This window comes from Micromonospora sp. NPDC051543, from assembly GCF_044454415.1.
GTDB lineage: Bacteria > Actinomycetota > Actinomycetes > Mycobacteriales > Micromonosporaceae > Micromonospora.
The window spans coordinates 73,563-87,865 of sequence record NZ_JBITDT010000004.1; the positions used below are offsets into that span (position 1 = coordinate 73,563).

At 72.5% G+C, this 14,303-nt stretch carries 11 protein-coding genes; 6 read left to right on the forward strand and 5 right to left on the reverse strand.

Going from position 1 to position 14,303, the window contains the following annotated elements; genetic code table 11:
• Positions 1–57: 57 nt before the first annotated feature.
• Positions 58–597 (forward strand): phospholipase, encoded by a 540-nt coding sequence (locus ACIA3K_RS08195; RefSeq protein WP_396799858.1) that lies wholly within the window; start codon positions 58–60, stop codon positions 595–597.
• A gap of 124 nt (positions 598–721) precedes the next feature.
• On the opposite strand, the gene ACIA3K_RS08200 is transcribed toward ACIA3K_RS08195, so the two are convergent.
• Positions 722–3,544, reverse strand: a complete 2,823-nt coding sequence (locus ACIA3K_RS08200; protein ID WP_396799859.1) for an ATP-binding protein — start codon at positions 3,542–3,544, stop codon at positions 722–724.
• 153 nt (positions 3,545–3,697) lie between these two features.
• Positions 3,698–3,907: a zinc ribbon domain-containing protein gene (locus ACIA3K_RS08205; protein ID WP_396799860.1), complete on the reverse strand. Its 210-nt coding sequence runs from the start codon at positions 3,905–3,907 to the stop codon at positions 3,698–3,700.
• A gap of 37 nt (positions 3,908–3,944) precedes the next feature.
• Between ACIA3K_RS08205 and ACIA3K_RS08210 the strand changes: the two genes are divergently transcribed.
• The 3 genes from ACIA3K_RS08210 (at position 3,945) to ACIA3K_RS08220 (ending at position 9,936) form a co-directional block, all read left to right on the forward strand.
• The gene (locus ACIA3K_RS08210; protein ID WP_396799862.1) at positions 3,945–5,480 is read left to right on the forward strand and encodes a lytic transglycosylase domain-containing protein; all 1,536 of its coding nucleotides are present in this window, start codon (positions 3,945–3,947) and stop codon (positions 5,478–5,480) included.
• A gap of 72 nt (positions 5,481–5,552) precedes the next feature.
• The gene (locus ACIA3K_RS08215; protein ID WP_396800289.1) at positions 5,553–6,569 is read left to right on the forward strand and encodes a GNAT family N-acetyltransferase; all 1,017 of its coding nucleotides are present in this window, start codon (positions 5,553–5,555) and stop codon (positions 6,567–6,569) included.
• A 91-nt stretch (positions 6,570–6,660) separates the two neighbouring features.
• Positions 6,661–9,936, forward strand: a complete 3,276-nt coding sequence (locus ACIA3K_RS08220) for a lamin tail domain-containing protein (protein ID WP_396799864.1) — start codon at positions 6,661–6,663, stop codon at positions 9,934–9,936.
• A gap of 58 nt (positions 9,937–9,994) precedes the next feature.
• On the opposite strand, the gene ACIA3K_RS08225 is transcribed toward ACIA3K_RS08220, so the two are convergent.
• Both ACIA3K_RS08225 and ACIA3K_RS08230 read right to left on the reverse strand, forming a co-directional pair.
• Complete coding sequence (locus ACIA3K_RS08225) at positions 9,995–10,498, reverse strand: multiprotein-bridging factor 1 family protein (protein ID WP_396799865.1); 504 nt, start codon at positions 10,496–10,498, stop codon at positions 9,995–9,997.
• A 348-nt stretch (positions 10,499–10,846) separates the two neighbouring features.
• Positions 10,847–11,194 (reverse strand): MerR family transcriptional regulator, encoded by a 348-nt coding sequence (locus ACIA3K_RS08230; RefSeq protein ID WP_396799867.1) that lies wholly within the window; start codon positions 11,192–11,194, stop codon positions 10,847–10,849.
• 57 nt (positions 11,195–11,251) lie between these two features.
• Between ACIA3K_RS08230 and ACIA3K_RS08235 the strand changes: the two genes are divergently transcribed.
• Both ACIA3K_RS08235 and ACIA3K_RS08240 read left to right on the forward strand, forming a co-directional pair.
• Positions 11,252–11,824 carry an NADPH-dependent FMN reductase gene (locus ACIA3K_RS08235; RefSeq protein WP_396799869.1) on the forward strand — a complete coding sequence of 191 codons (573 nt, stop codon included), beginning with the start codon at positions 11,252–11,254 and terminating at the stop codon, positions 11,822–11,824.
• Between the two features lie 9 nt (positions 11,825–11,833).
• The gene (locus ACIA3K_RS08240; protein ID WP_396799870.1) at positions 11,834–13,360 is read left to right on the forward strand and encodes a DHA2 family efflux MFS transporter permease subunit; all 1,527 of its coding nucleotides are present in this window, start codon (positions 11,834–11,836) and stop codon (positions 13,358–13,360) included.
• Here the strand turns inward: ACIA3K_RS08240 and hemB are convergent.
• Positions 13,311–14,294 (reverse strand): porphobilinogen synthase, encoded by a 984-nt coding sequence (gene hemB / locus ACIA3K_RS08245; RefSeq protein ID WP_396799871.1) that lies wholly within the window; start codon positions 14,292–14,294, stop codon positions 13,311–13,313. The two genes, ACIA3K_RS08240 and hemB, sit on opposite strands and share 50 nt — an antisense overlap.
• Between the last annotated feature and the right edge of the window lie 9 nt (positions 14,295–14,303).

Here is a 14,303-nt window from a genome sequence, read left to right on the forward strand (position 1 = left end):
ACATCCGGTGACCAGCCGGTAACTTCCGTCCCACCGCCCACCCCGCGGAGGTAAACCGTGCCCCGACGTCTCACCACCCTGTTCACCTCGGGCGCGCTCGCGCTGCTCGCCACCCTCGCCATCGCCTCCCCCGCCGCCGCCGTCACCCCCGCCGAGAAGCTGTCCGTGCTGTCGAGCTGGACCCAGACCAGCGCGTCCAGCCACAACTCCTGGAACAGCGCCCGCCTCAACCGGGCCCCCTGGGCCGAGTACAACTTCGTCTGGTCCACCGACTACTGCTCGTCCAGCCCGGACAACCCGCTCGGCTTCACCTTCAACCTGGGCTGCTACCGGCACGACTTCGGCTACCGCAACTACAAGGCGGTCGGCCAGTTCTCCGCCAACAAGGCCCGCCTCGACAGCGCCTTCTACGCCGACCTCAAGCGGGTCTGCGCCACGTACAACACGGTCGTCCGCCCGGCCTGCTACAGCCTGGCCTGGACCTACTACCAGGCGGTCCACATCTTCGGCTCGGTAGCCGCAGTCCAACAGTCCGACATCGACCGAGCCGCCCAGATGAAGGCCCAAGCCGAATCCAACGCCCGCACCCGCCCCTAACCCCACCCCCACCCCCACCCCTCGCCCGGTGATCAAGAGGTTTGCGTCAGCGGAGGCACGATTTTTGACGCGAACCTCTTGATCAACAAGGTTCACGGGGGGCGGTGGGGGTGGGGGTGGGCGGTTAGGCGTGTTCGGTTTTTGTGGCGGGGTGTTGGGGTGGGGCGGGGTGGGAGAGGTCGGTGCTGAAGCGGGTCGAGTCCACCGCGAGGTCCGGGTGTTCCACGTCGAGGGCGAGCGCTACCGCCTCGTCCAGGCTCAACTCGGCGCCCTCCGAGTACGCGTCGTCGAACGCGACGTCGCCCATCATCGCCCGCAGCTCCGCCTGCTGGTCGGCCCAGTAGCCGCCGTAGATTCCCGGCGTCGCCCGCATGCTCGCCCGGGTGGCCTGCGCCGCGCCGAACAGCCGCGCGGCGGTCGTCGGGTCCCCGCCCAGCGCGCACCGAACGGCGATCGCGTGCAGAGTGTCGCAGGCCCGGCCGTGGTAGCCGTGCCCCATCCGCGAGCGCAGCGCCACCAACAGGTGCTCGTGCGCGGCGATCACGTCGCCGCGGGCCAGCGCGACCATCCCGAGCAGCATGTCCACCGAACGACGGCCGCGCTCGACCGGGCGGGCGGCCTCGACCGGACGCGCCGCGCCCAGCAGGTCCGCCGCCTCCGCCAGAGCGCCCCGCCGCCAGAGCAGCTCGGCCAGGCTGAACACCGCGAACAGCGCCTCGCCCACCACGTCCTGCCCGTGCGCCCAGTCGATGACCTCCCGGCAGACCCGCTCGGCCTCAAAGAACTGGCCCATGTCCACGAGCGGTGCAGCCCGGCCGGCGAGCACCCGGGCGAGCAGACCGGCGTCACCGGCCTGCCGGGCGGCGGCCTCCGCCCGCTGCGAGTAGCGCAACTCCTCCGCGAACTCCCCGTCGGCGCCGGCGTGCAGCGAGTGCATGTGGTATGCCGCCGCCAGCTCCGCGTCCGGGATCCGCTCACCCGTCTCGGCGATCCGTCCGTACAGCCGGAACAGCCAGAGTCGACCCTCCCGCGCCAGCCCGCGCTCGCGCCACCACTGGTCCAGCCCGCCCGTCAGGCGCAGACCGGCGCGGGCGCTGCCACCGGTGGCACACCAGCGCAGCGCGGCCCGCAGCTCGTCGGCCAGCGGATCGAGGGTGTAGAGGGAGAGCGTCACGGGCCGCCCGTCCGGGCCGAGGTGGGCCCGATCCAGAGCGTGCGCCGACCAGGCCACGTGCCGGTCGCGGGCGGCCTGCTCCTCACCCGCCTCGGCCAGCCGCCGCGCCGCGTACGCCCGGATCGGGTCGAGCATCCGGTACGAACTGCCGGCGGCCCGCGGCTCGGCCAACACCATCGACTTGTCCACCAGCACCGACAGCGGATCCAGCGGGTCGTCGCCGAGCAGCCACTCCACCGTCGGCAGGTCCACCGGCCCGGCGAAGACGGCCATCCAGCGCAACAGCCGCGCGGCCCGCGGCCCCAACGTCCGGTACGACCAGGTGACGGTGGCCTGCATGGTCAGGTGCCGTTCGGTGGCTGACCGCTGCACGGCCCGGCTCGCCGCGGTGGGCGGCGGCGTACCGATCGCCGCGGCCACCAGGTCCACGGTGTCCTGTTGGTTGCCGGACCAGCCCCGCTCCACCGGCGGCGGCTCCGGGTCCTCCCGGCCGGCGTCTAGGGTGCCGAGGACGTCGTCCAGCCGCTCGGCGAGCTGACCGACGGAGAGCACCCGCAGCCGGGCGGCCGCCAGCTCGATGGCGAGCGGCAGCCCGTCCAACCGCTGCACCACCCGGCGAAGATCGGCCGACTCGGCCGGCTCCGGCTGCCGGCCGCCACGGGCCGCAGCGGTACGGTCCAGCAGCAGCGCGACCGCATCGCTCTCCGCGCCGTCGGCACGTTTGTCGACCGAGAGCGGCGGGATCCGCCACACCACCTCACCGGGCAGACTGAACGACTCGCGGGTGGTCGCCAGCACCCGCACGCCGCCCCCACCGGAGAGCAGCCGCGAGATGACCTCGCCGCACGCGGCCGGTTGTGTGTCGCAGGTGTCGAGCACGACAAGCATCCGGCGGGCCGCCGCGTACTCGACGAGCGTGTCCAGCATCGGGCGGCCCGGCTCGGGCCGCAGCCCGAGCACCGCGGCGATCGCGAACGCCACCAACCCCGGGTCGGTCACCGCGGCGATGTCGACGAACCAGACCCCATCGGGGTACGCCTCGACCACGCCACCGGCCAGCTCCACGGCGAGTCGGGTCTTCCCCGCGCCGCCCGCGCCCAGCACCGTGACCAATCGGTGCCGCTCCACCAGCGCGCTCAGCTCGGCGCGCTCGACCTGCCGCCCGACGAACGACGTCACCTGGGTCGGCAGGTTGTGCGCCACGGCCTCGGCGGTACGCGGGCGGGGGAACTGCCGTTCCAGCCCGGGCGCGACCAGTTGGAACAGCCGCTCCCGGTCGTCGAAGCCACGCAGCCGGTGCAGGCCCAGGTCCAGCAGCGTGGCGCCCGGTGGCAGCGGATCGGCCCGGCGGGCCGTGGACGCCGAGCAGAGCACCTGGCCGCCGTGCGCCGCCGCGGCCACCCGGGCGGCCCGGTGCACCTCGGGGCTGGCGTACTCCCCGTCGCGGGGCTCGGCGTAGCCGGTGTGCAGGCCCATCCGTACCCGGGGCGCGGCCTCCTCGGTCGGCCATTCGTGGCTGGCCAGGGCCCGCTGGGCGGTCAGGCAGGCCGTCAAGGCCGCCGCCGCGTCGTCGAAGGCGAGAAAGAACGAGTCGCCCTCGGTCAACAGTTCGGCACCACCGGTGGCAGCCAGAGTGCGCCGCAGCAACCGTCGATGCTCGGCGAGCACCGGGCGGTAGTCCGCGCCGAGCAACTGGGCCAGCCGGGTCGAGCCCTCGATGTCGGTGAACACGAAGGTCACCCAACCGCTCGGGAGCTGGATCCGTGGCGACATGCGTGGAACCTCCGCCCGTGACGTCGGGTTCATGCTGCCTGAGTCCGAGCGGTCACGCATCGTGAGAACGGCCGGGCACGTGCCGCCTCAAGGTGCCACTCGAACCCGGTCCCGGCAAGGGCGGTTCACGAGTCTGCCGCCGAAACCGCCGGGTCAGCAGCCGCAGGCGCCACCGCAGCAGCCGCCACCACCGCCCGCCGGCGCGGCGCCGGTGCCGCGACCGGTGACCGACACCGCCGAGAGCAACTTGACCGTGTCGGCATGACCCTGCGGGCAGGTGGCCGGCGCTCCGGCCTCCGCCATCGGACGGTTGACCTCGAAGGTGTCGCCGCAGGCGCGGCATCGGAACTCGTACCGGGGCATGCGACCAAGGGTACGTCGACCTGACGCCCGTCGGGACATGAGTGATACTCGACGGGTGGTGGACGGCGAGGACAAGACGCGTGTGCAACCGCTTCGACCGGCCGCGCCGCTGGACGGGCCCCTGGCGGAGTCGGGCGCCGCGCCGGATCCGGCGCCTGCGGCCGTGCCTCGCCCGCGCCGTCCCTGGTTGAACAGCGGCACGACCGACGCGAAGAGCGAATCCCCGGCCTCGGCCGACGCTGCTCCTGCCTCGACAGTCGACGCCCCCGCCGCCGACCGGGGCGAGGACGCCGCCGACGACATTGCCGCGAAGGTGGCCCCCACCGCCGATGCCGCCGACGCGGACACCGCCGCTGCGGACACCGCCGGTACGGCCACCGCCACCGCGGACCGGGCCGAGGGAGGCGCCGACAACCCGGCGCGCGACAACACCGACGGCGACGACACGACAAAGGCCGACACCACGGCCGTCGATCCGGCGAAGGCGAAGGCGAAGACGGGCGACGGTAAGGCCGGTACCGCCACGACCGACGACGGGACAGTCGCGGCGGGCGCCACCGACCTGACGGCTACCAAGGTGGACGGCGTCGCCGTCGTACCGGCGGTCACGCCCGGTCGGCGGCGGCGCGTGCCCTTCGCGCACGCCGTCCGTCTGCCACCGCCGCGCCAGGCCGCGGTGACCGCCGCCCGGGCGACCCGGGAGTGGTCCCGCCGGCCCAGCGGTCGACTCACCGTTCCCGGGGTGTTCCTGCTCGCCCTGGTCGCGGCGACCGCCGCAGCGGGAGCGCTGCTCGTCCCGGCGACCATCGGCGGGTCCAAGCCGGTGGCCGTCGACGCCTCGGCCGCACCGACCGTGGCCGTGCCGCCGGCGCTGCCACTCGACCCACGGCCGACCGGCCCGCTGCCCACCGGGATGGTGCCGACGGGCGCGGTGCCGACCGGCGCGTTCCCCACCGGCGTCGTGCCGACCGGGCCGGCCGTCGCTCCGACGGTCGGCGGTCGCCCGTCGGACGCCCTCGCGGGTTGGGCGCAGGAGGTCGGGGCCAAGGTCGGCATCCCACCGACCGCCATGCGCGCGTACGGGTACGCGGAGCAGATGCTCGCCCAGACCAACCGTAGCTGCGCGTTGAGCTGGACGACGTTGGCCGCGATCGGTCAGGTCGAGTCCGGGCACGGCTCGGCCAACCGCGCGCAGTTGGGTGCCGACGGCAAGGCGCTACCCCCGATCATCGGGCTGCCGCTGGACGGCAACGGTGGCCGGATGCGGATCATCGACACCGACCGCGGGGCGCTCGACAAGGACAGCATCTACGACCGGGCGATCGGGCCGATGCAGTTCATCCCGACGACCTGGCAGGAGATCGGGGCCGACGCCGACGGGGATGGGATCAAGGACCCGCACGACCTGGACGACGCGGCGCTGGCCGCCGGCAACTACCTCTGCAAGGGTGGCCGCAACCTCAGCATCCCGGGAGACTGGTGGAACGCGATCCTGTCGTACAACGACGTACGGCGGTACGCCCAGGCCGTCTACGACACCGCTGACCGGTACGGACGGGCCAGCCGCCTGTGATGTGATCGTCCACGCACATTGGAGGACCGGACACTTCCCCCGGGCAGCCGTTAGCGGCAAGCTAGACGGGTGATGGTGCGCGAGTGGGACCCCAGGACCGCTTCGTCCGCCGAGATCGCGTCGCTGTTGACCACGTTGAACGCGGTGCTCGCGGCCGATCTGCCGCAGGACCCGCCGTGGCGGGAGACCTCCCTACGGGAGTATCTCGGCGAGGTGATGCCGGGTGAGCGGCGGATCTCCTGGCTCGCCCAGGCCGAACCGAGCGCTCCCGGCGAGGTCGGTGCCGTCCTCGGCCAGGTCCACGTGCTGCTGCTCGGTGACATCGGTGTGCTCGAGGTGCTGGTCCACCCGTCCGTACGACGCGGCGGCCTCGGTCGTGACCTGGTTCTGCGCGCGGCGCGGCGGGTCTACCAGGAGGGCTTCCAGTCGATCGGCGTCGAGGTGGTCGGCGACACGCCGGCCGTGGCCTTCTACGAGTCGCTCGGCTTCACCCGTGAGTACGTGGAGACGCGCAGCGTGCTCGACCTGACCTCGGTCAACTGGGCCGAGTTGACCGAGATGGCCAGCGGGATCGGCGCGGGTTACCACCTGGAGTTCTACCCGGGCGGCCCACCGGACGACCTGATCGAGTCGTACGCGCGGGCCAAGGCCGAGGTGCGCGACGTCGAGGACGGCGAGCTACGTCCCAGCTCCTACGACCCGGAGCGCCTGCGGGACAGCCTGGACACCCTGCACCGGCGCGGTATGAAGCCGTACATCGTGTTGGCCCGGCACGAGCAGAGCGATGAGGTGGCCGGCCTGACCGAGGTCGTGGTGCCCGCGCAGCACCCGACCCGCGCCGACCAGTACGACACGATCGTCGGGCAGGACCACCGGGGTTACGGCATCGACCGGGCGATCAAGGCGCGGATGCTGCTGGAGCTGCGCTCCGCCGAGCCGGAGCTGGCCGAGGTACAGACCTGGAACGCACAGGCCAACGAGGCGATGCTCAAGGTCAACGCGGAGCTGGGTTACCGGCCCGACCGGGACTGGTGCGAATACAGCGTCGACGTCGCCGAGCTGGTGCACCGCCTCGATCCGCCACGCTGAGGAATTCACGAAAGTGTCCACTAGGGGATGGACGGTGGACAGTGGGGCACCTTAACGTGCGTTGACCCCGTCCACCCATCGTGGAGGCCCTATGCGCCCGCGCCGCACAACAGCCGCGCTCGCGATCGCCACCGCCGCAGTGACCGTCACGGCCCTCGGCGTCACCCCCGGCGCGGCCAGCGCCGCGCCTACCGACCTGTTCATCTCCGAGTACGTCGAAGGCTCGTCGAACAACAAGGCGATCGAGCTGTTCAACGGCACCGGCGCTCCCGTCGACCTCACCGCTGGCGGCTACCAGCTCCAGCTCTACTTCAACGGCTCCACGACGGCGACCACGATCGCGCTGACCGGGACGGTCGCCGCCGGGGACGCCTTCGTGTTCGCCAGCGCCTCGGCCGGGGCGGCCATCCTCGCCCAGGCGGACCAGACCACCGGGGCGAGCCTGTTCAACGGCGACGACGCGATCGTGCTGCGCCGGGGCACGACCGTGCTCGACTCGATCGGGCAGGTGGGCATCGACCCGGGCACCGAGTGGGGCACGGGCACCACCAGCACGGCGGACAACACGCTGCGCCGCCTGCCCTCGGTGACCGCGGGCGACACCGACCCGTCGGACGCGTTCGACCCCGCCGCCCAGTGGTCCGGCTTCCCGGTCGACACCTTCGACGGGCTCGGCTCGCACAGCGTGGACGGCGGTGGGCCGGTCGACGTCCCGGCGACGGTGACCTGCGGCGGTCCACTGGTCACCGCATCGGGAACGGCGGCGAGCCGGGAGGTCACCGCCACCGACCCGGACGATGAGATCGTCGAGCTGGCGGTGACCGCTGTCAGCCCGCCGCCGGCCAGCGGCTCGATCACCCGTACCGCATTCAACCCCGCCGACGCGGTGGGCGGCACGGCCCGCGCCACGGTCGGCGCGAGCGCCGACCTCACGGCCGGGGCGTACACCGTCACCGTGACCGCGACCGATGCGGGCGGTGGCACCGCGAGCTGCGCGCTGGCCGTGCAGGTGACCCGGGAACTGACCGTCGGGGAGGTGCAGGGTCCGACCACCGACGCCGAGTCCGCCGCCGACCGGTCACCGCTCGCACCGGCGAGCGGCAACGGCACGAGCAGCACGATGTACGACGTCCGTGGCGTGATCACCCAGCGGACGTTGGCCCGTACGTCGGCCGGGGCGGAGCAGAACGGGTTCTTCCTGCAGAGCCGCAGCGGCGACACCGACGGCGACCCGACCAGCTCCGACGGCATCTTCGTCTTCATGGGCACGTTCACGTCGCTGGTCGGCGGCTACGTGCCGACGGTCGGCGACGAGGTGGTGCTGCGGGCGCGGGTGTCGGAGTACTACAACTTCACTCAGCTCTCCGGCGCCTCGCTGGTCCGTCGGATCGCCACCGGCCTGGACGTGGACACTGCGGTCACGGTGACCGACGCGACGCCTCCGGTCGAGTTGACCGAGGCGCAGCGCTGGTGGGAGCGGCACGAGGGCGCCCGACTGCGGGTGCGCGCGGGCAGCGGCGCGGTGAGCGGCCGCGACGTCTTCTCGTCCACCGCCGACGCGGAGCTGTGGGTCGTCGATCGGGACGATCCGCTGCTGGACCGCGCCGACCCGTACGCCCGGCGGGTCTTCCGGGACTCGCACCCGCTGGACAATGACCCGACCCGGCGCTTCGACGACGGCAACGGGCAGCGTGTGCTGCTCGGCAGCATGGGTGTGAAGGCGACCGCCGGTGACAGCACCGCGCTGCTCCCGCCAGCGCACACCTTCGACACGCTGCGCGCCGACGCGGTGGGCGGCGTCTACTACTCGTTCGAGAAGTACGGCGTGCAGGTCGAGCGGGCCGAGTTCGACGCCGGGGCCGACCCGTCGAAGAACAACCCGCCGAAGCCCGCCGACCGCTCCCAGGAGGTCGCGATCGCGACCTACAACGTGGAGAACCTGTACGACTACCGCGACGACCCGTTCGACGGCTGCGACTTCACCGGCAACGCCGGCTGTACCGGTGTCAGCCCGCCGTTCGACTACGTGCCGAGCAGCGAAGAGGACTACCGCCAGCATCTGACGTCGCTCGCCGACCAGATCGTCAAGGATCTGCACGCACCGGATCTGATCCTGGTGCAGGAGGCCGAGGACCAGGACATCTGCACGGTCTCCGGGGCGGCGCTGGCCTGCGGCGACACCAACAACGCCGACGGCGCTCCGGACAGCATCCAGGAGTTGGCGCTCGCGGTGGCGGCGGCCGGCGGGCCGGCGTACGCCGCTGCCTACGACCGGACCGGGGCGGACGCCCGCGGGATCACCGCCGCGTTCCTGTACCGCACCGACCGGCTGTCGCTGGCGGCCGTGACGGCGAGCGACCCGCTGCTGGGCGCGACGCCGACCGTCCAGTACCGCGCCGCCGGCCTGCCGGGCAACGCCGACGTGCAGAACCCCAAGGCGCTCAACGCGGTGCTGCCGTCCGACGTGGACACGTCGACGGGCAAGGACGGGAACAACGTCTTCACTCGGGCACCCCAGCTGGGCAAGTTCATCGTGGCCGCGGCGCCGGGCTCGACCGAGCGGTTCACCCTGTGGGCGCTCAGCAACCACTACTCCTCCGGTCCGGACAGCCGGGTCGGGCAGCGGCGGGAGCAGGCGGCGTACGGAGCGGCGATCGTCACCGCGATCGAGGCGGCCGACCAGGACGCCCGGGTCGTGTACGGCGGTGACCTGAACGTCTTCCCCCGCCCGGACGATCCCATCGCCACCGCCGCCCAGCCCACTCCGTCGGACCAGCTCGCCCCGCTGTACGACGCGGGCCTGCACAACCTGTGGGACAACCTGGTGGCGGACGTGCCGGCCTCGGCGTACTCGTACAGCTTCGAGGGGCAGGCGCAGACGCTCGACCACCTGTTCGTGAACGACGCGCTCTACGGCGACCTGGTGCAGGTGCGGGCGGCGCACGTCAACGCCGACTGGCCGGCGGAGTTCACCGGTGACGGCTCACGGGGTTCCAGCGACCACGACCCGCAGGTGGCGAGGTTCCGTTCGCGGGCGTCGCTAACCGTCGCCGACACCTCGGTGGTCGAGGGCGACCAGGGCACCCGGCAGATGGTGTTCACCGCCACCGTCTCGCGGCCGCTGTCGCAGCCCGTGCTGCTGTGTGCCGCGACCGTCGGTCTCACGGCGCAGGCGGGCTCGGACTTCGACACGTACGCCGGCTGCAAGGTGTTGGCCGCCGGTGACACCTCGGTGACCTTCCCGGTCAGCGTGCGGGGTGACCGGCGACGCGAGTCGGACGAGAAGCTGACCCTGCTGGTGGCCGGCGTGCCCGGCCTGCGACTGGCCGACCCGCTCGCCACCGGAACGATCACCAACGACGACTGATCGCTGGCGCTGACGGCCCACCCTCCGGGTTCGCGCGGAGGGTGGGCCGTTCGGCGTGTCAGTAGTACTCCCGGGTGATCGGCGGCGGTGGCAGGTGCCGATGCTGCGCGACCCGCACCTCCCACTGGCTACGTCGGCGTCGCGCCTCGCGGTCCGCCGAGCTGCGGTGGTAGGTCTCCGGTGGTCGTGCCAGCCCGTAGATGTCCCCCCACCACTCCCCCGGCTCGGGATCGAGGATCGTATCCAGGTGGGCGGGGTAGCGGCGTCCGGCGCCGTCGTGGACGTCATCCCGGTCGGCCATAGGTTGGATGATCCGGCCGTCCTGGTCCACCACGACCAGATAGAGCCCGGCCGCGCCGAGTAGGCGCTCGAGCACGGCCAGACTCGGTGTCAGACTGCCGGCCTCGACCTTGCCCACGGTCGACGGAGAGACCCTGGCAAAGCGGGCCATCTGACGTTGGCCCAGCCCTTTGATCCGGCGGGCCCGCCGGACCAGGCCGGTGATGGGAAAGCGCCCGGCAGTCGGGCCGGGTGGCGGAAGAGGAACGAGCGCGGAAGCCATCCGACAACCATTCTCGGCCGAAACCCACCACTCAACCCCTGTGGATAAACCTGTGGAAAGCTGGCCGGCTCAGGGCCCACCGCACCCCTCACGCGTCCTTTGCTCTGCTTCAACGGAGGAGACAGTGTGAGGCCCTTGGTGTTGCCTCCGTTGAAGCAGAGCAAAGGACGTCAAGGGGGCCCCTGGGCGTTGGGCTTGGGGCTTGGGGCTTGGGGCTTGGGGCTTGGGCCCGGGTCGGCGAACTGCTCGCCGCCGTCATCCGGATGGCCGTGGTTGAACCAGCCGGGGCACCTGCCCTGATCATCAGGGCACGCGGGCGACGATCAGCGGACTATGGAACGGGCGGGTTCAGAGGTCGCAGAGACGGCGGCCGGAGCCGATGTCGTCAAGCGCCGCGTGCAGGTCGCGGATGCGGCGCTCGGCCTCGGCGGTGAGCCGATCGTGCAGGCCCTGCCAGTCCGCCAGCTGAGGGTCGGGGGGCAGGGCCGCGAGCAGGTCGCGGATCTCGTTGACGGTCAGACCGACGCGCTGGGCCACCCGCGCCACCCTGATCCGACAGGCCGCGTCCGCGTCGAAACGCCGCTGGTTGCCGCCGGTGCGGGCAGCCGTGATGAGTCCCTGCCGCTCGTAGAACCGCACGGCGGAGCCGCTGACCCCGCTCTCGCGGGCCACCTCGCCGACCGTCAACGCGCCCATCGCCATTCCCCCGCCGCCATTGACTTCATCATTACTTCAAGTCCTAGCGTCCGAGGCATGACTACGCAACAGGACACCGCACCGACCGTCGCCGTGCTCGTCGGGAGCGTCCGGCATCCTCGGGTGGGCCGCTCGATCGCCGACTGGTTCGTCGCGCACGGGAGCCGCCGCGCGGACCTGGAACTGGACCTCGTCGACCTCGCAGAGGTGGCGCTACCGTTCGCCGACACCCCTCCGGGCGGTAACTCGACCAGCCCCATCAGTGCCCGCTTGGCCGCCGCCGACGGATTCGTGGTGGTGACGCCCGAGTACAACCACAGCTTCCCGGCCGCCCTGAAGAACGCCATCGACTGGCACTACCGGGAGTGGGCCCGCAAGCCGGTGGCCTTCGTGTCGTACGGCGCCAGCTCCGGCGGCATCCGCGCGGTGGAGCAGCTCCGGCTGGTGTTCGCCGAGGTGCAGGCCGCCACGACCCGCTCCGGAGTGGTGCTCCGGGCGCCCTGGGAACGACTCGACGTCGACGGGCGGCTGGTCGACGACGAGCCGCTGCGGCAGGCGGCCGACGCCACGCTCAGCGAGCTGGCCTGGTGGGCCGAGGCGCTGCGCACCGCCCGCCGGGTCCGGCCCTGAGCAGACGACATGGACACGTCCGCGCGACGGCTCGGCTGGTACCTGACCCTGGGTGGCCTGCTCGCGGTGATCGACACCACGGTCACCGTGGTGGCCCTGCCGAGGCTGGTCGACGACCTCGACACCAACCTCACCACGATCGGCTGGGTCACCAGCGGCTACGCGCTCGCCCTGGTCGCGGTGATGCCCACCGCGGCCTGGGCGATCGGTCGCTTCGGCGCCCGCCGCACCTACCTGACCGCGCTGCTGCTGTTCACCGCCGGCTCCGTGTTGGCCGGGGCCGCCTGGAGCGTCGGGTCGCTGATCGCGTTCCGGGTGCTCCAAGGGTTGGGTGGCGGACTGCTCAACCCGGTCGGGATGGCCGTCGCGCTCGCCGCGGTTCCGCCGGGACGGCGCGGAAGGATGATGAGCCTGCTCGGTCTTCCGGTACTGGTCGGGCCGCTCATCGGGCCGGTGCTGGGTGGGCTGCTGCTCGATCACGCGTCCTGGCGGTGGATCTTCTGGATCAACCTGCCGGTGGGGCTGGTGGCGATGGTGCTCGGCCGGTCGGTGCTGCCGGTCGCCGATGCGGGACGACCACCGGTCCGACTGGACGTCCTCGGGCTGCTGCTGCTCTGCCCCGGGCTGGCGCTGGCGGTGTACGGCCTCAGCGTCACCGGCGAGCGGGGCGGGATCGGCACCGCATCAGTGCTGCTGCCGATCGCGCTCGGCGTCCTGCTGGTGGTCACCTTCGCCGTGCGGGCCGGCCGGGTCCGGCAGCCACTGCTGCGCCTGGCCGTGCTGCGCGCGCCCGGGATGACCCCGGGCGCCGCGACGGTGGCCCTCTTCGCCGCCGGATACTTCGGCTCGTTCCTGATCATCCCGGCCTACGTGCAGGTGGTACGCGGTGACTCGGCCACCCTGGCCGGGGTGATCGGCATCCCGCAGGCGCTGACCACCGGGCTGACGCTCCAGGTCGCGACCCGGCTCGTCGATCGCGTCTCGGCGCGGCGGGTGGTCGGGCTGGGCATCTGCACCGCCGTGGCCGGCACGGTGGTCCGGGTGCTGGTGCTCGACGCCGACACGTCGTACCCATTGCTGGCCGCGCTGGGCGCGGTCATCGGCCTGGGCATGGGTGCCACGCTGATGCCGACGATGACGGCGGCCAGCCGGTCGCTTCCGCCCGACGACGTGCCGTCCGGCTCCACCCTGCTCACCACGGTGTCACACACCTCGGTCGCGGCCGGCACGGCGCTGATCGCCGCCGTCCTGTCCTTCCTCACGGACCGGTTGGCCCCGAGCCTGGGAGGCGGGGGCATCACGGCGGCCGGACGGCTCGACCCGGCCGGACGGCTCGACCTCGCGCCGGAACTGGCGCTGGCCACCCGGCTCGCGCTGGCGGTCTCGGCCGTGCTGTTGGCGCTCGCCTGGCTGACCAGCCGGCGACTTCCGACCACCGTCGCGGGTGCCGACGAGCCGGTTGGTCCGGGCGGAGCCGGGGAGCCGCTCAGTAACGCTGGCGGAGCAGACCGGCGGCCTCGACCGCCCAGTAGGTGAGGATGATCTGCGCGCCGGCCCGCTTGATCGAGGTGAGGGTCTCCATCATCACCCGCTCCCGGTCGATCCAGCCGTTCGCGGCGGCGGCCTCGACCATCGCGTACTCGCCGGAGACCTGGTAGGCGGCGACCGGGACGTCCACCGCGGCCCGGACCGCCGACACCACGTCGAGGTAGGGCAGCGCCGGCTTGACCATCACCATGTCGGCGCCCTCGGCGACGTCGAGCGCCACCTCGCGCAGCGACTCGCGCACGTTCGCCGGGTCCTGCTGGTAGCTACGCCGGTCACCCTCCAGCGCCGACTCCACGGCGTCGCGGAACGGGCCGAAGAACGCCGAGGCGTACTTGACGGCGTACGCCAGCACCGCCACGTCCTGGTGCCCGGCGGCGTCGAGCGCCCGGCGTACCACCCCGACCTGGCCGTCCATCATCCCGGACGGCCCGACCACGTCGACCCCGGCGGCGGCCTGGGCCACCGCCATCTCGGCGTAGGCGGCCAGGGTGGCGTCGTTGTCGACGTCGCCGTCGGGGGCGAGCACCCCGCAGTGCCCGTGCGAGGTGAACTCGTCCAGGCACAGGTCACTCATCACGACGGTGGCGTCACCGACCTCGGCCACCACGTCACGGATGGCGACGTTCAGGATGCCGTTCGGGTCGATGCCGCCGGACCCGGTCGGGTCCCGCTGCTCGGGGACCCCGAAGAGCATGATCCCGCCGACGCCGGCCTGAACGGCCTCGGCCGCCGCCTTGCGCAGCGAGTCCCGAGAGTGCTGAAGCACCCCCGGGAGCGACGCGATCGCCCGCGGCTCGGTCAACCCTTCCTTGACGAACATCGGCACGACCAACTCGGCCGGGTCGACCCGGGTCTCGGACACCAGCCGGCGAATCGCGGGGGTGCGGCGCAGACGGCGGGGCCGAATCTCGGGGTACGACATGGAAGGGTC